This is a genomic window from Calothrix sp. NIES-2098, assembly GCF_963875125.1.
GTDB lineage: Bacteria > Cyanobacteriota > Cyanobacteriia > Cyanobacteriales > Nostocaceae > Aulosira.
On sequence record NZ_CAWNKJ010000001.1, the window covers coordinates 3,206,054 to 3,225,836 of the forward strand.

A 19,783-nucleotide genomic window follows, 5' to 3' on the forward strand; every position below is an offset into this window, starting at 1 on the left:
GAGGGAGACTAGGGAGAAATGACAAATGACTAATTTCTTAAATTCCTAGAAAGGGGAAAATCTGAAGTAAAGCCTTACGTATTCTCAGTAAAAAAATCTGGTCTCTAATTTTGGGATCTAATTGACGTGGTGGAATAACTTGTAGTCGCTCTTGCAATTCTGCGTATTGGGCGGCTGTTAAGGGTTTACCGTCAATTGGCGATCGCGCTTCTATAATTATCTCTGTTCGTGAGATTTCTTCGGGCAGATCCTCTGGTGGCGGTAGTGCCATAACTGCTGTCCCCAGATGGTTACTCAACCCGACTAAAATGCTTATGCTCATGCTCAAAACAAAAAATATAATCCGCTTCATCGCTACCCTTTGCAGTTTTGAGTCCAGATCGTCATCAACTGGATTTTATCTGGCTGAGGTTTGTTCTCTCTCCAACCTACCCAAGCATTTTCGACCCTATTCATTTAATAGGCGGACTAATTTCGTTATTTTTTGGAGTTTAAAATCAGGGTGTAATATTTAATTTGCTTATAGCATAAGCTAAGACCATTGAACAATAATATTGATAGAAATTTCTAATAAATTTATCGCAAATTATAGGGAAAGCTTCAGCAAGAAAAGCTGAGTTAATATGCATTTGAGGTATTTATTGCTAATGCTCATTCCCGGCAAAAATACTTCCCATGCCTAGTAAAAAATTTGCGATCGCATTCGATATGCTCAGGCAAACAAAGCAACACGGAGCTTCACTATTGCTACCAGCTAACATAAATCTACCGTATCTCAACTTCCAGGCAGTGCGAAAGATTGAGGTTAAGCTGCTTTGCCTATAACATCCTAGAACTTAATACTTTTAACTTCCGAGGCAGCGGTACTAGGAATATCGGGTGCAAAGTTATCAATTAAAATCTTCAACTCACGTAGGGTGGCATAAATCGCAAACCACCGAACAAAAGAGCTACAAGCAAATAAAATTTTTTGTTTATGGATCTTGATGCGATCGCAGTATAAGGACACGTGGTGACAGTACTAACCGTCTTCACCAGTGTCCTCCATGTTGTTGACTTACTTCATAGATAGGTGAGAACCTTCAAGTTTGCATTCTGCAACACCAGGTTTTCCGATTTTAATCCCCACCAAATCTACTAAAGAGAGATTGCGAGGACTGCTGTTACTAGCCTACCTTTACTAAGGTGTCTTTGTGGGGGAAGGACTTGCAGTAGCACCTGTAGTAGCTTTAGGAGTGGAAGTAGCAGCAGTAGTAGCTTTAGGAGTTGCAGCACCTGTAGTGGTAGGAGTTGCAGCACCTGTAGCTGTTGGGCTAGGGGATTTAGTAGTTCCTGTATCAGTTGGTTCCCCTGTAGCTGCTGGGCTGCTGGTTGAAGTGCCAGTACCACCAGTGTCGCCACCACCTTCGCAAGCACCGAGAAATCCAGCCAGACTTAACAGGAGGGCCAAACCTAAGATTTTTGTTTTCATAACTCCTCTTTCACCAAATTGGGGCAATAACAAATTTTCGCCTGATGAATAAGATACCTTATTTGTTGCTTTTTTTTTAAATACTTTGAGAGAGATATATTAAACCCAATGTAAAAGTTTTTTTCAAAGTAGCGTGGGAAAGCTGCTCCCATAATTATTTTTTTACTAACTAAGTATCTAACTTCATCGCTAAACATAAGTTTCTTTAAACTCATCTGACTACTTCCGTTGTATATAGCCTATTCTTCAAGAATAAAAACCATCACCTACTTAAGTGTCTGAAATAGAGCTTGCAAAGAAGTGGGTAGCCATTAAATTAGTGTTTTTACTAACCCAGTCTTCTATTGAAAGTTAAAATCTATTGTTCGCCAACAGCATCCTTCCAAAGGGAGGTATTTAACGCAGTTGTGTAGTTGTGCATAAGTTTTATGACCAGCGATCGCATCCAGTTGTCACAAAGCCGCACAGTCAGTGTTGTTCTTTTGTCAATTTGGCAGCAAAGCAAGTTATCATACCAAAAATTGTGATGTTGTCGCTGACACTTGCCGCTTGCTGTTAAGCATTGCCATACTTTATAGACGATGCCCAAAGGGTCAAGCTGTCCAAGTGCAGTTCGCAATCAGCGAGTATTGGAATATCCAAGTGATGCATACCTTGGTGCAGCTACCTATCAGAACGCTGAAAAGAGTTTAGGGTATTATTTGTGCTGATTGCATAAAAGGCGATTTCAACCTTTGCAAAAACAGACACCCAATCTAAAATCTAGTTTTTCCCATCTAAACAAAAAGTTATGGCTGCTGTTCGCAAATCAGCTGTTTCTGCAACGAGTAATTGGTTCCAGCGAAATTCTCCCCTATCTTTAGGAAAGAGACGCTCCACACATCGACAGTCAGCCGCCCCCAGAGCGTCTACAGTTGCTGCTGAATCTACACCAGTACCCTCCACAAGAAAACGGCTAGCATCGAAAAATTTATCAATGTCTCCAACAGTGCAGTTGGGCAAACAAAAAGCTGCCAATTTCAAAGGACAGTCAAGTACGATGCTTAACAGTCCGAGGTTGGGCTTTCTTAATCTTCCTGGCATAAAGAGTTCTGGAAATTTACCTGTGTGGTTGTTGCGGTTTTATACTTTCCATCGTTATTCTTCTGTTGTGACATTTTTGTTAGTAACAGCAACCCTAGTCGTCTATGGTTGGACAGTATATTCTCAAGAAATTTGGAGCCAAGGATACCGCAGACTGCAAAGTTTGCAACGTCATGAGCGACAGTTAACGACAACTAATGCCACACTAACCAACAAAATGGCTGAAGAAGCAGAACAACCAACAGCGGGATTGGTATTACCAACTCCGGATCGCACAATTTTTTTGCCGCCCGCCTCTTACAGCCCTAATTCCACACCACCTAAGACAACGCCAGATTCCGAACCGCCCCAGCAAACTACTTCACCGTTGGGATATTAAATTTAACAGTCAAGAGTCATTTGTCCTTTGTGCTTATGTCATGGAACTAGGGAATTGAGGAAGGGATACAAAAAATTCAAAATTCAAAAATTGACTTGACTCTTGACTCTTGACTCTTGAACGCCAGTTGCACGCCACTTGCTACAACGGAGGAAACCTCAACGGACACTTGCTTTAAGTCGGCAGAGCCGCCCAACGCAGTTTCCTCCGCAACGCAGTGGCTCCTCAAGTCGGGAAACCCTTTCGGCAGTTCCTCATGGGGGGAACCCCCAAGACCAGACTGCCGACGCTCCTACGTCGCTACCGCTACGCTAACACCACGGCACTGGCTCCTCTTGACTAAGAACAATGGACAAACCCAATGCGTAAGTCACCAAGTAGAAGTAAATTCAAAAACTTTCGGCATTCAGATTTTACAAAACGCAGAAGAGAGAAGCCGATCTCTAAAACCCAAGACTACGTAACTAATACTAGAACTCGGCTGTTCATCGCCTGGGGTGTATTAATTGCTGCTGGGCTGGGATTAGCGATCAATTTGTATAAATTACAAATTGTGCAGGGAGTAAAGTTAACAGAGAAGGCCCGGAATCAGCAAATGGTGAATTTAAGGCCTTTTATGCCTCGTCGCCCAGTTATCGATCGCGGCAACAATTTGTTGGCGATCGACCGTCCCGTGTATACTGTCTTCGCTCACCCGAAGTTGTTTGATAAATCTAATGAAGAAATAGCCAAGCTTCTGTCTCCACTACTAAACAAAGATACTGCTGAGTTAGTCAAAATATTTGAAAGTAAAAAAAGTGGAATTACACTTGCTCCAGCATTACCAGAAGAAATTGCCGATCGCTTCATTGCTTTACATTTAAATGGATTTGAATTTATTCAAAAATACTCGCGTTTTTACCCGCAAGACGATTTAGCTGCTGATGTGGTGGGCTACGTGAATCTTGACCGTCGCGGTCAGGCAGGTGTGGAATATAGTCAAGAAAAGTTATTAGAGCGTTCGGTACAAACTGTGCGCCTAAGTCGATCGGGTAATGGTGCATTAATGCCAGATCGCGCACCCGAAGGATTTTTGCATTTTGATGATTTACAACTACAACTAACTATCGATAGCCGCTTGCAACGGGCAGCTCGTTCTGCGCTCAAACAACAGATGGAAAAGTTTGGTGCAAAACGAGGGGCAGTAATTGTCATGGATGCATCGGATGGTTCTTTGCTGGCTTTAGTTTCCCAACCAACCTACGATCCAAATCAATACTCTAAAGCTAAAATCGAACTGTTTAAAAACTGGACGGTAGCAGATCTATACGAACCGGGATCGACATTTAAGCCGTTAAATGTGGCGATCGCTCTGGAAAATGGTGTAATTAAACCAAATGATTTATTTAACGATCCTGGTTCAATTAAAGTAGCCGATCGCATCATTAAAAATGCTGAAAATAAAAGTTACGGACAGATCGATATCGCCCAAATTTTGCAACATTCCAGCAATATTGGCATGGTGCAAATTATCCAACGATTGCAGCCCAATATTTACTACAACTGGCTGGAACGCTTGGGGCTAGGGCAAACTGTTGATACAGATTTACCCTTTGAAGTCGGCAGTCGCCTCAAAAGTCAAGAAGAATTTATTTCCTCGCCAATTGAACCTGCTACTACCTCTTTTGGTCAAGGCTTTTCCTTAACGCCCTTACAGCTAGTACAGATGCATGGAGCTTTAGCGAATGGCGGTAAATTGGTAACACCTCATGTTGTCCGCGGATTAATTGATAGCAAGGGACAGATGCATTATTCACCAACTCGCCCCATACCACGCCAAATTTTCTCTCCTACTACAACTCAACGAGTAGTAGAAATGATGGAAACTGTGGTTGCTGAAGGTACTGGCAAGGTGGCACAAATTCCCGGATACCGCATAGGTGGTAAAACAGGCACAGCGCAGAAAGCTAGTGCTTCTGGTGGCTACATAGCTGGCGCTAGAATCACCAGTTTTGTAGGGATTTTGCCTGTAGAATCTCCCCGCTATGTGGTTTTGGCATTAGTGGACGAGCCAAAAGGCGAAAACGCTTATGGTTCTACCGTCGCCGCACCAATTGTTAAAGCTGTAATCGAAGCGTTGATCCCAATTGAACAAATTCCGCCTAGTCTACCAGTGAATCCCACACCCACAACTCCGCCAAATTAAAAACATCAACAGGAATAGGCAATAGCAGCGAAAATACTGCCTATTCGCTGTCCTACTCTGCCTTAAGACAGTGGACAATGAGGGTCGTCACTCTAGAAAGAAAGCCAATTTTGGTGAAAAAATTCCAACTGTGATGCTAGCAACTGGATTTTTCATGCCCTTTAGACAAAAAATTGCCAGATCTCAGGACTGAGCTAAATCATAGAATTAGCTTTCGGTTCATCAACGCTTCATATTTCTTTATAACCCAGGAAAGATGAGCAAAAGGCTATAAGTATGGAAATCTAGACATTATCGGTGAATTATTTTTCACATCTTGGCAAAGCTATCTAATATTCATGGGAAACAATCTAGTTATATTCCCCAATCTCAAGGGGAGGGAACATAGTACGCAAATAGCGGCAATAACAGCTACCAAGTATGACGATGCCGAGCAGCAATTTTTAGAACTGCTAGCTACGGAGAATTTAGATAATCAATTAGAAAAACAAGCTAGTAAAGTTTGGGAATTTGAGCAGACGCTCTCGACAGCAATTAACGCAGCTTATAAAAATGGTAATGGAGATGACCAGGCTCACCGATTTCTGCAAAGAATACTCTACCGGATTAATCGGCTGAAGTTGTTTTGGTATGACGATCTGCGCCACTATGATAATGAGCGATCGCTTTACTTGGCTTCATGTCGCAACCAAATCGAAGCCGCTTGGCAAGCTTGGGAACTAGCACAAATCGATGTGTCAGCACTGCAAAAACTCGATGTCAAACAAGCGCTCATCGAACGTGCGGATGCAGATGTCGATCCACCTTTATCCCCAACTAGTCGTTATCTCCGAGAGGAAATGACTGAAGTTGGCTACCGCCACTTATTAGCCATTGGTTCGTTTGATGGCTTAGTAGAAGGTAGTCGTATGACTTCCATTTTGGGCGGTGCGGCAAATGAAGTGCAATGTACGCTAGTGCGAGTATTTTTGGAGGAATACGGCAACGGTCGTTTATCTCGCAAGCACTCGACATTTTTTGCCCAAATGTTAGCTGAGTTTGGGATGAACACCGAACCAGAGGGATACTTTGATTTAGTACCTTGGGAAGTTCTCGCTTGTGATAACCATAATTTCTTAACGACAGAGCGTAAGCGCTATTTCCTGCGCTACAGTGGTGCATTGACTTATTTTGAAGTAGCGGGCCCGGCGGCTTACAGAAATTATTTAGCAGCGGCGCAAAGACTAGGGTTGTCAGAAGCGGCGATGGGTTATTGGGAACTGCACATTCGCGAAGATGAACGCCACGGTCGTTGGATGTTGGAAGATGTGGCTTTACCTTTAGCAGAAAAGTATCCCAATGATGCGTGGGAACTGGTACTTGGCTATGACCAAGAAAAACTAATGGGCGATCGCGCGGCGCAAGCTGTTGTGCGAGCGATACGTGAAGCCGAACAAGCTACCTCACCCACAAACAATCGGTAAAACTGAAAAATAGCAGCTTCGGCGCTGATATTTTTAACTCAATAATTACCTATTTTTCTCAGGAAACAATTTCTTTAGTGGCAGTGCGTTCGCTAAAGAAACAGTTTCTCTTGCTTGAATGCAATTGAACTGATTTTCTCCAAAACTTATTATACATTAAACTTGAGTAGAGGTCACATGAAAGACATATTTTTTTGCCCAGAAGAATCTAATTTTTACTCCAATTGTTTAGAAAACTTAGTTCTGAGAAATTGTGAAACATCTGAGTCAGTTGTTGAGTTTGGTTCGGGTGATGGTAGTCCTGTAATCAACTCATTGCTGAGGAACAAATTTGATGGAGTAATACATGGATTTGAATTAAATACCTCAGCTTGGAAAGCCGCAAATTTAACAATTGATGAGTATAATCTGACCAACAAATATATTATCAATAACTCATGTTTATTTAACTCTTCTAAACCTCAAGCTAAGTATCTTGTTGCTAATCCTCCCTATCTCCCTGCACCAGATCCCGATATTTATATGCCATTACTCTTTGGCGGTATAGATGGAGCCACAGTTACTAACAATCTCTTATCTTTAGGATATGAAAATGTGCTACTTTTGATTTCTAGCTTTTCCAACCCCAAAAGTACAATTGAGCAAGCACACGATTATGGATATACAGTAAACAATTTCGTAGTTTTACCTTTGAAATTTGGTTACTATAGCTCCGAGCCAAAAGTTAAAAAGCATATCGAAGAGTTACGGAAACAGAAAATGGCGTTTTATTCTGGTGAATATTACTTCTTAGCCGGAGTTTTATTTAGTAAGTGCCCAGAAAATACCACTAATTTATCTCAAGAACTGACTCAGGTAATGACAAGTTTGTAACCCAATTAATAGCCGAGATCTTTGATAACTGCGATTCTTTTTAATTCCTTACCATCATAGCAGGCTGATTTGCAATCCTCTAGCTTAAACCCCCATCCTGACAAAATTTCATCAATCCAAAGCTTTGGCTGATTATCTTTGCTTGAACGATAATCAGCCACCAATAATTTACCTCCAGGTTTGACGAACAAATCTAGCATTCGTCTAACAAAATGCTCTCTGAGATTGTCTGGAACGTAAACCAACTCAACTCTAACAAAATCACATTTTATTGGTGGTATGAATGTCCAAGCATTACCAATAAAAATATGATTAGCCAATTTTGGGAGTCTTTTTTTTGCTAAATCAACGAGTTTTGAGGAAATATCCAAACCATAAGGTTGAATTTGTATATCTCTAGCAGCAGTCCAATGTATTAAGCACTCAAGTAAATAACCATTAGCACAGCCAATATCTAAAAATGCTCCGGAAGAATCAATGCACTCAGCAATTGGCTTTCTACAAACTTCCCATCGCTTCTGTGGCCCCGAAAAGCCAGATTGTTTCCAAGGTTCGACCTCTGCGATATAAGCATCTTCTAGGCACTTTTGATTAGCTGCAAACCAATCTAATAATTTTTCTTGATTAATACTGAATATCATACAAATTTTGTAGGTTGTGTTAGGCGAACCCGTACACTACAGTATTTGATGATAAGTTATTCCACTAAAATTACTTAAACTTTGAGTAAGTTTGTCTCAGCACTTCTTCTATAGAACCAGATCGCTGATATTTTTTTATAAGTTCTTGAGCTTTGGTTTCTCTCTGATTTAAAATAACTTTCAATGGCATTAATAACTCTTTATCTGGGTCATCTTTAAGAGCAACCTCAGATGCATTTAAAATCTTGGTAGCATTTACAAAAATATCTTCGTTATCAAATCCTACTTGCGCTGAAATTTGGTGTAACTCTGCGTCTGGAATAGTGGCTCTACCTAGCAAAGTTTCGTCTAATACTAAACCTTTTAACAAAGCTAAAAAAGCCGCATACAGCGAAAAATCATCACAACTATCAAAGGCTTTAAATTCTATCCGCCCTACTTCTGCGGGTATACGCGCTACTTTCGTCAAAGAAGGAACGCTGGAAATTAATTGTTCTTCTTTTTCGACAAAAACTAGTGTTGCTGGTCTTTTTCCGGTGCGGACAAATGTTCGTACCGAGAGTCCGTCCCACAAACTGCCATTATAAAAAGGCGAACTATAACTAAAAGGAACTATAAAAGGACTGTAATAAGTCAACTTTCTGCCAATATCGATGAGTTTTTCTACCGACAAGTCTGCTACAGATAAATTTAAATCTGGCCCGTATGTCACCATGTAAATATTAGCAGTATGTTCGTCAGGATAAGCTTGTAAATATTTGATTTCATATTCATTTAATGGTGGTTCTGGCTCAAAAACTGTTTTGTAAGGATGAAAACTAGTCAAGATTGGTAAAAAACCGTAATTAGCAGCAACCTCACTCAATAACCTAAAACTTTCTGATAATTCATTAATCGCACCTTGAATACTAGAATGTATAGTTGTTCTAATTTCAATACCTTTAGGTAAACAATCTATTACCTTATCAGAGTCAGCAAATCTTTCAAATCCCTCAATATACCACCTTTTTTTCTTAATACCAGCATCGCCTACGCGTAATTGAGCATAATCATCGGGGTATGTGGGTAATCGTTCGACAATTTGATGGAAATCGGCAAACTTAGTTAGAGAGAAATCAGCAATATTTCCTTCTGAATTCAGGAAAGCAACTTCATGTTCAATACCAAAATAAAACATTATTAATATTCCTTAAAGATGTGGAGCTAGTTTCACTCTCATGCCATGTAATTAATCAGAAGATAGAATTACCCTCTAATTGCATACTAAGTCTTCTAGCAATCTCAAAAGCACGGCTAAGTTGCTGCTTGAGGTACTTGTCTATCCAGTTGTAGATAACTGCTCTTCAGCCACAGCTAGCTATATGAGATATATTCTCAATAGTTAGTCTATCAAAACTGTAACATTTGTTGCAATTATGGCAGCATTTTTCCAATTTAGCTTGATTAAATCTGCTTTTCCAAGCTAACCAACTGCGAATACTTCCTAAGCTGGTAGCCGTTTAAGTAGAAAAATTATCAATATCTTGGGAATATCTCTAAAAAGCTGTGCAGTAGCGATTTTTCTGCTCCTACAGCTTGATTAATAAGTTTTTTGACAAAATAACTTAAAGTTAGATTAACGAAATTTATGTGTATTTAGCTACGGCTTTATAATGCTCTTAAAATACTGTAAATCGATCAACTTAACGCAGTTTGAAGGCAAGAAAATTAATGAATCCGTGGCAAAACAATTTTAAAATTAAGAACCGTTTCATCAAGTTAATTCCAACTTTGTACCCCGTTCAAAAGTGGTGCAAGTATTCTGTGTGGAGCATGGTGTCTCTATTTTTAGTTGGAGTGAGCTTGAGTGTAGTGCTAGCTGCCTGCTCTGGAGCTAAAGTTGATAATACAGTTAATACCAGTGCAGCTGCGCAGAGTGATGTCACCCTCACATTTGTTTCTTACTCAGTTACTAGCGCTGCATACGAGCAAATTATTCCTAAGTTTAAAGAAAAGTGGAAAAAAGAACATAACCAAAACATCACTTTCAATCAGAGTTACGATGGATCGGGTTCTCAGACTCTAGCGGTGATTGATGGTAAAGAAGCTGATGTAGTACACCTGTCACTTGCGCCTGATATTCATAAACTTGTGAAAGCTGGTTTTATTCAACCAGGTTGGGAGAAGGAAGCACCTAATAATGCAATTGTTACCCAATCTGTAGACGCGATCGCCACTCGTCCTGGCAATCCAAAAAATATCAAAACTTGGGCAGATTTGGCAAAAGATGGTGTGAAGGTGGTGACAGCAGATCCCAGAACTTCTGGTGGTGCGCGCTGGAACTTCCTGAGTCTTTGGGCGGCTGTCACAAAAACTGGTGGTAATGAGAATCAAGCAATAAACTTGATTTCTAAAGTTTATAACAATCTACCTTTATTACCTAAAACTGCTCGCAGTGCCAGCGAACTATTCTTCAACGAAGGTCAGGGTGATGTGTTACTCAACTATGAAAATGAAATGATTTTATTGGCAAAAAAATATGGTGAAAAAGTTTCCTATATTGTCCCTGATGTAAATATTTCCATCGACAATCCTGTGGCTGTTGTCGATAAAAATGCTGATAAACACGGGACGCGTGCGATTGCAGAGGCATTTATCAAATTTCTTTACACTCCAGACGCACAGCGAGAGTTTGCTAAATTAGGATTTCGTCCTGTTGATTTGACAATTGCAAAAGAAACAGCAAGCAATTTTCCCAAAATTAAAACTCTTGTTAAGGCTCAAGATTTAGGTGGATGGGACGAAATTCAGCAAAAATTCTTTGATGAAGGTGCTATCTTCGACAAAATTCGCGCTCAAAAAGCTTAACAGTTTTTAAAATGGACTTCATCGGCTAACTCGTTCGCTTTACTTGCTTGTAAAGGCTAATAAGCAACAAATTTTCACAGCTTTTAAAGTTAATTATGTAACAGTTTAATTACCTTTAACGTAGCTTAGTATGTACTGTATGGACTGAGGACAGCTTGAGGTTTGATTTATGAAAAGTGTCGTTCAATCCCCTTATAGTAGCGAACAAGTTGCCGCCTGGTTACGTGGATTGCTGACTATTGCCTTGGCAGATGGTGACTTTGACGCTCATGAAAGGCAATTGATTGCTAGTATCACTGAGAATGAATTAGCTCCCAGTATCAACTTTGATTCGCTGGAAGCGATCGCACCAGAGGAACTCGCTACAATTTTGGGTAAAGGTACATCAGCCGCAGAAAATTTCTTACGTACAGCGGTGATGGTGGCGATCGCAGATGGTATATATTCTCCCAGTGAAGATGAAGTTCTGCAACAGTTGTGCCAAGCCCTAGGACAACCAAAAGATTTAATCGAAGCCCTGCGCCACACCCTAGAACACACAGAACATGTAGATCCTGCAATAGATAGTTTTCTACAGCGAGAAGCATCCGAGCAACCGTCCTTAACAATTGCGCCCTATGCACCTCCCCATGATGCACTCACTCCCCTGCGTGATTGGATGGATGGACTTGATATTCAAGATCCCAGAGTTGCTCGCTTTTTATGTAAAATGATTCCTTCACAGTGTCCCTTTGAGCGAGATGTCACACTGTTTGGACGTAAAATTGTGCATATTCCGCCATTATGTAAAATTAACCCGCTTTACGAACAGATGGTAGGTTTACGTTTTCGCGCTCTCTCCTACTTGGCAGATGAATGTGGTGAGGATGTTTCGCCATATATTTAGTTAATAGTCCAGAGTCAAAAGTCAGGAGTCCAAGGTTTTTGACGATTGACTCTTGACGATTGACAAGTGACAAATGACAAACTATGCAATTTATCGATCAAGCCGTAATTGAAGTAGAAGCTGGTAAAGGTGGCGATGGGATTGTCGCCTTCCGACGCGAGAAATATGTGCCAGCTGGCGGCCCCTCTGGCGGTAATGGCGGACGGGGCGGTTCGGTAATTTTTGTGGCTGTAGAAAACCTACAAACTTTGCTGGACTTCAGATACAATCATCGCTTTAAAGCAGAAAATGGTGGTCGTGGCGGCCCCAATAATTGCACTGGCGCATCAGGAAAAGATTTGATCGTTGAAGTTCCTTGCGGTACTGCTATTTATGATGCTTCCACAGGTGCTTTGCTAGAAGATTTAGTCGAACCCGGGCAAAGTTTTCGCGCTGCGGAAGGTGGTAAAGGCGGGTTGGGAAATCAGCATTTCTTGAGTAACCGCAACCGCGCCCCAGAATACGCCCTCCCCGGACTTCCAGGGGAAATGAAAGTACTGCGCTTGGAATTGAAACTTTTGGCTGAGGTGGGAATTATTGGTTTACCAAACGCTGGTAAATCTACTTTAATTTCATCACTGTCAGCCGCACGTCCCAAAATTGCTGACTATCCCTTCACTACCCTTATCCCCAATTTAGGTGTAGTACGCAAACCTTCTGGGGATGGTACAGTTTTTGCCGATATCCCAGGACTCATTGAAGGTGCTTCACATGGGGCGGGGTTGGGATACGACTTTTTGCGCCATATTGAGCGTACACGAGTGCTGCTGCACTTAATTGATGCAACGAGTGAAGATGTGGTAGGTGACTTCCTCACGATTCAGCAAGAATTAAAAGCCTACGGACGGGGTTTAGCAGAACGTCCGCAAATTTTGGCATTGAATAAAATTGATGCAGTAGATCGTGAAACTGTAGATTTAGAGGCGTTGGCTACCGAGTTAAATCATCGTTCTTATGCTCCAGTTTTCTTAATTTCAGCAGTTACTCGCATTGGTTTAGAACCGATGTTACAAGAACTTTGGGGAATTCTTGACCAAATTAATGCTGCTGAAGAAGTAGAAGTATTAGGTTAGGTGAAATCCTATGACTATTGCCCAGACACAACAATATTATTCACCTGAAGAATACCTAGAATTAGAAGTTAATTCTGAGGAACGTCATGAATACATTGATGGTCAAATTATCCCTATGACAGGTGGAACGCCGAATCACAATCAAATAGCTTTGAATCTAAGCGGTGCGCTTAATTTTGCTTTAAAGCGTCAGCCTTATCGAGCCTTTGTCACTGACCAACGTCTATGGATTCCTAACAGGCGAATTCACACTTATCCTGATGTGATGGTTGTGAAAACTCCTTTGGAATATCAAGAAGGCAGACGCGACACTTTGATTAATCCAGTATTTATTGGTGAGGTGTTATCAAAATCTACTAAAAGTTATGACAGAGATGAAAAGTTTGCTGCTTATCGGTCAATTCCTAGCTTTCAAGAGTATGTTTTGATTGACCAATACAGGATGCACGTTGAGCAGTATTTTAAAACAGAAAACAATAAATGGATATTTTCGGAATATGAAGATGGGGATGTAATTTTATCCCTAGCTTCTGTTTCTTTTCAAATTTCCCTAGCGGATATTTACGATCGGGTAGATTTTGATGTGGAAGAAGAGTAAGGTGAAACTGAGCAATTTTTCTTTTAAGCTCATTCTAAAAGTGGTTTGAAAACTGCCAAATAATCTGAACTTGTCACCAGTCAATCGGGGCTGATTATTGAGAATATATTGTTAGGTATAAAAACTTATCGGGTATTACACGGAATCAGGAATTTCATCGGATATTTGATACAGCGATCGCCAAATCGTCTGTTGGTTCAATAATAGAGGTTGCTAGCTGAACTAATCGGTTTAGTTTAGTTATTTGGGGAATTTGCTAACGGTATCATAAACGTCATCCGCAAGCAAAAAGGCGATCGCTTTTTTGAAAATTTGGAATGCGGACTGGGAAAACTAACTCCAGGTTCATAAGAGTTAGTGGCTATGGTTAGCACATTTGAGGTTCAATTACCTGCTTATAGCATTCAAGACAAAATTTATACTGGTACGCGGACGCTAGTTTACCGAGGAATCAGGAAGCAAGATCGAAAACCAGTAGCGATCAAGCTCATGCGTTTGGAATACCCTAGCTTCCACGAACTCTTACAATTTCGCAACCAGTATGTAATTGCCAAAAATCTTGGCATACCTGGTGTGATTCAGCCTTATAGTTTAGAAAACTACCATAACGGTTACGCTTTAGTTATGGAAGATTTTGGCGGAATATCTCTCAAAGAATGGGGAATAGAGCAGAAAAATACGCAATTCATCGCAAATTTCTTACAAGTTGCAATTACCATTGCAGATATCTTACACCAACTCCACAGCGATGGCTGCGACGGACTACGTCTAGGCGTAATTCATAAAGATATTAAACCAGCCAACATTTTAATTAATCCAGAGACAAAACAAGTAAAGTTAATAGATTTTAGTATTGCCTCTTTTTTACCGCGAGAAGTCCAAGAAATTCAAAGTTTTAATGTTTTGGAAGGAACTCTAGCTTATTTATCTCCCGAACAAACTGGACGCATGAACCGCGGAGTTGACTATCGCACAGATTTTTACTCTCTAGGTGTAACTTTTTACGAAATACTAACTGGACAATTACCCTTTTATTCCGACGATCCAATTGAATTAATTCACGCCCATCTAGCAAAACAAGCAACACCACCTCATCAGATTAATCCTGCTATTCCCCAGACAATTTCGCAAATTATTACCAAACTAATGGCGAAAAATGCAGAGTCGCGCTATCAAAGTGCTTTGGGTTTGAAATATGACTTGGAAACTTGCTTACACAGCTTACAAGAAACAGGAGAAATTTCAGATTTTGAAATTGGGAAAAAAGATATTCAAAATCATTTTTTGATACCAGAAAAGCTTTATGGTAGAGAGCAGGAAGTTCAAATATTACTAGATGCGTTTGAACGGGTTGCTAATGGCGCATCCGAATTAATGCTAGTAGCAGGATTTTCAGGAATTGGTAAAACCGCAGTTGTTAACGAAGTTCATAAACCAATAGTCAAACAACGCGGATACTTTATCAAAGGAAAATTTGACCAATTCAATCGCAATATTCCCTTCTCAGCATTTGTGCAAGCATTTCGCAATTTGATGGGTCAATTATTAACAGAGCCAGATGCCATAATTCAAGAATGGAAAACAAAAATCATCGCAGCATTGGGTGAAAATGGTCAGGTAATTATTGAAGTTATACCTGAATTAAAGTTAATTATTGGTCAGCAACCACCAGCACCAGATTTATCCGGTAGTGCTGCTCAAAACCGTTTTAATCTATTACTGCAACAATTTATTCAAGTATTTACTACTAAAGAGCATCCATTAGTACTGTTTTTGGATGATTTACAATGGGCTGATTCTGCTTCTTTGAAACTCATAGAGTTATTGATTGGTAATACAAATAATGGTTATTTGTTATTAATCGGTGCATATAGAGATAATGAAGTTACACTCACCCATCCCTTGATGTTAACTCTAGAAAAAATTACCCAAGCTAATGCAACGATTAATACTATTATATTGCAGAATCTCAGTTATTTAAAACTGAATCAGTTAGTAGCAGATACATTGAGTTGCGTAGAAGAGTTAGCATGGACTCTTTCACAATTAATCTATCAAAAAACCCAAGGCAATCCTTTTTTTGCTACTCAGTTTCTCAAAGCACTACATCAAGAGGGGTTAATTGAGTTCAATGTATTAGAGGGATGTTGGCAATGTGACATTACACAAATTAATCAGCAAGCGCTGACTGATGATGTGGTTGAATTTATGGCATTTCAACTGCGAAAGCTACCGCAATCAACTCAACAAGTTCTCAAACTAGCTGCCTGTATTGGCAATCAATTTGATTTAAAAATACTGGCCACTGTTTCGGAAAAGTCAGATATAGAAACCGCTACTTGTCTGTGGAATGCCTTACATGAAAGCTTAATTTTACCCCAAAGTAATGTATACAAATTTTACGTGGGTGAGGTAAATCAAGTAGTTTCTCAGGAAAGTTCTGAGATTGTGGCGTACAAATTTTTGCACGATCGCGTTCAACAAGCTGCCTATTCTTTAATCCCTGAATCTCACAAGAAATCTACTCATTTAAAAATTGGACAGCTACTTTTACAAAACACATCCAATGAAGCGCTAGAAGCGAGTATTTTTGAGATCGTTAGTCAGTTAAATCAAGGAATTGATATCGTTACTCAACAATCTGAGAAATACGATTTAGCTCGACTTAATTTGATAGCTGGGAGAAAAGCTAAAGCTTCTACAGCTTATAAAGCAGCCGTAAAATACTTGACATCAGGTATAGAATTACTGTTAGAAAATAGTTGGCAAACCCACTACACGCTGACATTCGGATTATATCGAGAACTGGCAGAGTGTGAATATTTAACTGGCAATTTAAATCAAGCTGAAAAACTATTCGATTTAGCTTTAATTCATGCTCAAAATCAGTTTGAACAGGCAGATATTTATGCTATTCAGATGTATCTGAAAATGACGCAAGGTGAAAATATCCAAGCTGCTTGTGAAGCGGGATTGCAAGGTTTAAGCGTTATGGGGATGCAACTCCCGATCGCTATTGCAGAACAACAAGCCGCTATCAAAACTGAACTAGAAGAGTTAAACACTAAACTTGCCAAGATTCAGCCAGCAGATTTATTTAATTTAGCGGAAATGACAGACCCTGTTAGGAAAGTCTGTATAAGTCTTTTAGCCGACCTTTGGGCAGCTACTTATATGGCAGGTCATCAACACCTTGCTGGGCTGAGTTCTCTATTGATGATTAATTTATCGTTGAAATATGGCAATGCTCAAGCTTCTGGTTTTGCTTACTGTCTTTATGGGATGAGTTTGGCTAATCAAGGAGATTATCAAACAGCTTATGAGTTCGGCACATTAGCTCAAAAACTCGATCGCCATTTCAATAGCACCAAGTTTATTTATAAGACGAATAATATCTTTGCACACACGATTAATCCTTATAATCGGCATTTGAAAACGAATTTAGCGGTGTCTGAGCAATCGTTTCAAACTAGCCGAGAAGCCGGAGATGTGGTTTTTGGTGTCTGGGCAGTTTCGTTTTTGATTTGGGCAATGTTAGTCAAAGGCGATCGCTTGCCTGATATTTATGCAGAAACCGAGAAATATCTCGCTTATGTACAGCAGGTAAATGATGTCAATATGCTGTATGCCTTTACATTACAACGACAGTTCCTCCTAAATCTGCAAGACTCCTCTCAAAAAACTGATTTATTAAGTCACCAGGACGAAGAAGTTCCATATATAGATGTTTGGCGGCAAAAGCAGAACTTTGAACACGGAATTAATTGGTACTGCTTTCTCAAATTACAACTTGCATACATTTATGGGCGCTATGCAGACGGCGTTGCAGCAGCATTAGAAGCAGAGAAAACTCTACCTGCAAACGCTGGATTTTTCCCGATTATTCAATACCATTTCTATTACCCTCTGTGTTTAGCCGCACTCTATGTGACTGCGACATCAGAGGAAAAACAGCAGTATTGGCAGCTTATACAAGAACATCAGCAAATTATCAAACAATGGGCGGATAATTGCTCAGAAAACTTTCAACATCGCTATCTATTGCTATCTGCGGAAATGTTGAAAATTTCTGGCAAGGGTATTGAAGCCATAGATTTATACGATCGCGCCATTGCTTTTGCCAAAGCCAACGAATATATCCAAGAAGAAGCGATCGCTAATGAACTCGCCGCCAAGTTTTATTTGGAATGGGGTAAAGAAAAAGTGGCCGCAGGCTATATGCAAGAAGCTTACTACTGTTATGCGCGGTGGGGAGCATTAGCTAAAACCCAAGATCTGGAAAACCGCTATCCCAATTTGTTGCGCCCAATTTTGCATCAAGTAGCCCAAAGCCTAAATCCCTTGGAAACCTTAGCTGCGATCGTGGCTTCCAATACTACGATTCAAACCTCTACCATCAGCTGCACGTCCAGCACTAGCATTAATGCAGCCATTGATTTCGCTACAATTCTCAAAGCCTCTCAAGCCATTTCTAGCACAATTGAATTAGATGAATTGCTGCACCAACTAAGCCAAATTATTCTCAAACATTCTGGCAGCGATCGCTGTGCTTTAATCCTACCTGATAGCTATGGCAAATGGCACCTGAGAGCTATTGCTACACCTGAAATCACAGAACTTTGTTCCCAACCTTTAGAGGGCAATTCTAACTTACCGATCAAGCTAATACAGTACGTCAAAAACACCAAAGAAATCGTTATCATCGACAATCTCAAAAGCGATCTACCCGTAATTGACGAATATTTGACCCAGCGACAGCCTCAGAGTGTAATGTGCTTGCCAATTCTTAATCAGGGATATTTAATTGGGATTTTGTATTTGAAGAATTACTCAACTAGTGGTGTATTTACGAGCGATCGCGTCCTCATTCTTAACTTCCTTTGTACCCAAGCTGCTATTTCTCTTGAAAATGCGCGACTCCACGCTTTAGAACGGGAGAAATCTTATCATCTAGAGCAATCTCAAACCAGATTGCAACTGATCATTCAAAGAACACCTGTAGCTGTAATGGAGTGGAATAATTGTTTTGAATTTCAGGCTTGGAACCCAGCAGCAGAAAAAGTATTTGGCTATCGAGAAGAGGAAGTTTTAGGGAGACATTTCCGTTGCATTATTCCTGAAGAATATCATGTTTATGTAGATGATGTAGCCGCACAAATTTTAGCGCAAACAGGCGGTTCTCATGCAATTAACGAAAACTTGACTAAGGATGGGCAACGTATTATTTGTGAGTGGTTTAATGCTCCTATTTTCAACTCAAATGGAGAGATTTGTGGTGGAGTTTCGATGGCTTTAGATATTAGCGATCGCAAACATGCAGAAGCTGCTGTCCAGCAAAAATCTCAGGAACTAGAAAAAGCTCTGCAAAACTTACAACAAGCACAATTACAAATTGTTCAAAGTGAAAAAATGTCGGCTTTAGGTAATCTTGTTGCGGGTGTTGCTCACGAAATTAATAATCCTGTTGGGTTTATTAATGGTAATATTCAACCAGCATACGAAGGCATCCAAGATTTATTTAATTTGCTCGACCTTTACCAAAATAAATTTACTGAGCCTGGTGAAGAAATCGAGGAAGAAATTGAAAATATTGATTTAGAGTATCTACGAGAAGATTTACCAAAATTGATTTTTTCAATGAAAGAAGGAGTGCAACGCATCCGCGAAATTAGTAATAGTTTGCGTACATTTTCGCGGGCTGATTCTGAATATAAAGTTCCTTTCAACATTCATGATGGTTTAGATAGCACTATCTTAATTCTTAAACACCGACTCAAAGCTAATGAAAACCGTCCAGCAATTGAAGTTATCAAAAATTACGGTAATTTACCCCCAATTGAGTGCTTTCCCGGACAGTTAAATCAGGTATTTATGAATTTATTGGCAAATGCTATTGATGCCTTAGAAGATGCAAATGTCGGACGTTGCTTTGCTGAGATGCAAGCTCACCCAAATATCATCTCTATTACTACTCAACTGAGTGAGGATGGCAAGCAAGTCAATATTAGTATCAAAGATAATGGTATAGGAATGACAAAAGAAATCAAAGATAAAGTTTTTGACCATCTTTATACTACAAAAATGGTTGGTAAAGGTACGGGTTTAGGATTAGCGATCGCTCGTCAAATTATTGTTGAAAAACACGGGGGTACTCTTAAAGCTAATTCCGCACCAAACCAAGGAGCAGAGTTTGTAATTACACTACCAATGTGAGTGCAAATAGATAGAAAATAGCTAATCTCGCA

The 19,783-nt window shown here is 40.0% G+C and carries 15 protein-coding genes; 10 read left to right on the forward strand and 5 right to left on the reverse strand.

Features of this window, described 5'->3' with window-relative positions:
• Nucleotides 1–37: 37 nt before the first annotated feature.
• The 3 genes from AACU33_RS13420 to AACU33_RS13430 all read right to left on the reverse strand — a co-directional run bounded on the left by AACU33_RS13420 (nt 38) and on the right by AACU33_RS13430 (nt 2,090).
• Nucleotides 38–352 (reverse strand): hypothetical protein, encoded by a 315-nt coding sequence (locus AACU33_RS13420; RefSeq protein ID WP_096589150.1) that lies wholly within the window; start codon nt 350–352, stop codon nt 38–40.
• Between the two features lie 828 nt (nt 353–1,180).
• Entirely contained in the window at nt 1,181–1,471 is a 291-nt protein-coding gene (locus AACU33_RS13425) for a hypothetical protein (protein ID WP_096589154.1), read from the reverse strand.
• 358 nt (nt 1,472–1,829) lie between these two features.
• Nucleotides 1,830–2,090, reverse strand: coding sequence for a hypothetical protein (locus tag AACU33_RS13430; protein WP_339375984.1), 261 nt, complete (start codon nt 2,088–2,090; stop codon nt 1,830–1,832).
• 171 nt (nt 2,091–2,261) lie between these two features.
• Between AACU33_RS13430 and AACU33_RS13435 the strand changes: the two genes are divergently transcribed.
• The 5 genes from AACU33_RS13435 (at nt 2,262) to AACU33_RS13455 (ending at nt 7,454) form a co-directional block, all read left to right on the forward strand.
• Nucleotides 2,262–2,933, forward strand: coding sequence for a hypothetical protein (locus AACU33_RS13435; protein WP_096589160.1), 672 nt, complete (start codon nt 2,262–2,264; stop codon nt 2,931–2,933).
• A gap of 138 nt (nt 2,934–3,071) precedes the next feature.
• On the forward strand, nt 3,072–3,248 hold the full coding sequence (locus tag AACU33_RS13440) for a hypothetical protein (protein WP_339375985.1): 177 nt from the start codon (nt 3,072–3,074) through the stop codon (nt 3,246–3,248).
• A gap of 46 nt (nt 3,249–3,294) precedes the next feature.
• Nucleotides 3,295–5,118, forward strand: a complete 1,824-nt coding sequence (locus AACU33_RS13445) for a peptidoglycan D,D-transpeptidase FtsI family protein (RefSeq protein ID WP_096589164.1) — start codon at nt 3,295–3,297, stop codon at nt 5,116–5,118.
• 338 nt (nt 5,119–5,456) lie between these two features.
• A complete protein-coding gene (locus AACU33_RS13450) occupies nt 5,457–6,581 on the forward strand; it encodes an iron-containing redox enzyme family protein (protein ID WP_096589166.1) in 1,125 nt (374 codons plus the stop codon).
• Nucleotides 6,582–6,758: 177 nt separating this feature from the next.
• Nucleotides 6,759–7,454 (forward strand): class I SAM-dependent methyltransferase, encoded by a 696-nt coding sequence (locus AACU33_RS13455; RefSeq protein WP_096589168.1) that lies wholly within the window; start codon nt 6,759–6,761, stop codon nt 7,452–7,454.
• Between the two features lie 5 nt (nt 7,455–7,459).
• On the opposite strand, the gene AACU33_RS13460 is transcribed toward AACU33_RS13455, so the two are convergent.
• A complete protein-coding gene (locus AACU33_RS13460) occupies nt 7,460–8,095 on the reverse strand; it encodes a class I SAM-dependent methyltransferase (protein ID WP_339375986.1) in 636 nt (211 codons plus the stop codon).
• Between the two features lie 70 nt (nt 8,096–8,165).
• Nucleotides 8,166–9,272 (reverse strand): glutamate--cysteine ligase, encoded by a 1,107-nt coding sequence (locus AACU33_RS13465; protein WP_339375987.1) that lies wholly within the window; start codon nt 9,270–9,272, stop codon nt 8,166–8,168.
• Nucleotides 9,273–9,805: 533 nt separating this feature from the next.
• Here AACU33_RS13465 and AACU33_RS13470 point away from each other — a divergent pair.
• From AACU33_RS13470 to AACU33_RS13490, 5 genes are all read left to right on the forward strand, one after another.
• A complete protein-coding gene (locus AACU33_RS13470; protein WP_096589172.1) occupies nt 9,806–10,942 on the forward strand; it encodes a sulfate ABC transporter substrate-binding protein in 1,137 nt (378 codons plus the stop codon).
• A gap of 169 nt (nt 10,943–11,111) precedes the next feature.
• Nucleotides 11,112–11,828: a Mo-dependent nitrogenase C-terminal domain-containing protein gene (locus AACU33_RS13475; protein WP_096589174.1), complete on the forward strand. Its 717-nt coding sequence runs from the start codon at nt 11,112–11,114 to the stop codon at nt 11,826–11,828.
• 83 nt (nt 11,829–11,911) lie between these two features.
• A complete protein-coding gene (gene obgE / locus AACU33_RS13480) occupies nt 11,912–12,940 on the forward strand; it encodes a GTPase ObgE (protein WP_096589176.1) in 1,029 nt (342 codons plus the stop codon).
• Between the two features lie 10 nt (nt 12,941–12,950).
• Nucleotides 12,951–13,538, forward strand: a complete 588-nt coding sequence (locus tag AACU33_RS13485; protein WP_096589178.1) for a Uma2 family endonuclease — start codon at nt 12,951–12,953, stop codon at nt 13,536–13,538.
• 363 nt (nt 13,539–13,901) lie between these two features.
• Nucleotides 13,902–19,751 carry an ATP-binding sensor histidine kinase gene (locus tag AACU33_RS13490; RefSeq protein WP_096589180.1) on the forward strand — a complete coding sequence of 1,950 codons (5,850 nt, stop codon included), beginning with the start codon at nt 13,902–13,904 and terminating at the stop codon, nt 19,749–19,751.
• The last annotated feature ends 32 nt before the right edge of the window (nt 19,752–19,783 follow it).

Excerpts from the sequence above, each read along its gene's own strand:
- AACU33_RS13420 (WP_096589150.1), bottom strand. The coding sequence starts at position 352 with ATGAAGCGGATTATATTTTTTGTTTTGAGCATGAGCATAAGCATTTTA.
- AACU33_RS13425 (WP_096589154.1), bottom strand. The coding sequence starts at position 1,471 with ATGAAAACAAAAATCTTAGGTTTGGCCCTCCTGTTAAGTCTGGCTGGA.
- AACU33_RS13435 (WP_096589160.1), top strand. The coding sequence starts at position 2,262 with ATGGCTGCTGTTCGCAAATCAGCTGTTTCTGCAACGAGTAATTGGTTC.
- AACU33_RS13445 (WP_096589164.1), top strand. The coding sequence starts at position 3,295 with ATGCGTAAGTCACCAAGTAGAAGTAAATTCAAAAACTTTCGGCATTCA.
- AACU33_RS13450 (WP_096589166.1), top strand. The coding sequence starts at position 5,457 with ATGGGAAACAATCTAGTTATATTCCCCAATCTCAAGGGGAGGGAACAT.
- AACU33_RS13455 (WP_096589168.1), top strand. The coding sequence starts at position 6,759 with ATGAAAGACATATTTTTTTGCCCAGAAGAATCTAATTTTTACTCCAAT.
- AACU33_RS13460 (WP_339375986.1), bottom strand. The coding sequence starts at position 8,095 with ATGATATTCAGTATTAATCAAGAAAAATTATTAGATTGGTTTGCAGCT.
- AACU33_RS13465 (WP_339375987.1), bottom strand. The coding sequence starts at position 9,272 with ATGTTTTATTTTGGTATTGAACATGAAGTTGCTTTCCTGAATTCAGAA.
- AACU33_RS13470 (WP_096589172.1), top strand. The coding sequence starts at position 9,806 with ATGAATCCGTGGCAAAACAATTTTAAAATTAAGAACCGTTTCATCAAG.
- AACU33_RS13475 (WP_096589174.1), top strand. The coding sequence starts at position 11,112 with ATGAAAAGTGTCGTTCAATCCCCTTATAGTAGCGAACAAGTTGCCGCC.
- obgE (WP_096589176.1), top strand. The coding sequence starts at position 11,912 with ATGCAATTTATCGATCAAGCCGTAATTGAAGTAGAAGCTGGTAAAGGT.
- AACU33_RS13485 (WP_096589178.1), top strand. The coding sequence starts at position 12,951 with ATGACTATTGCCCAGACACAACAATATTATTCACCTGAAGAATACCTA.
- AACU33_RS13490 (WP_096589180.1), top strand. The coding sequence starts at position 13,902 with ATGGTTAGCACATTTGAGGTTCAATTACCTGCTTATAGCATTCAAGAC.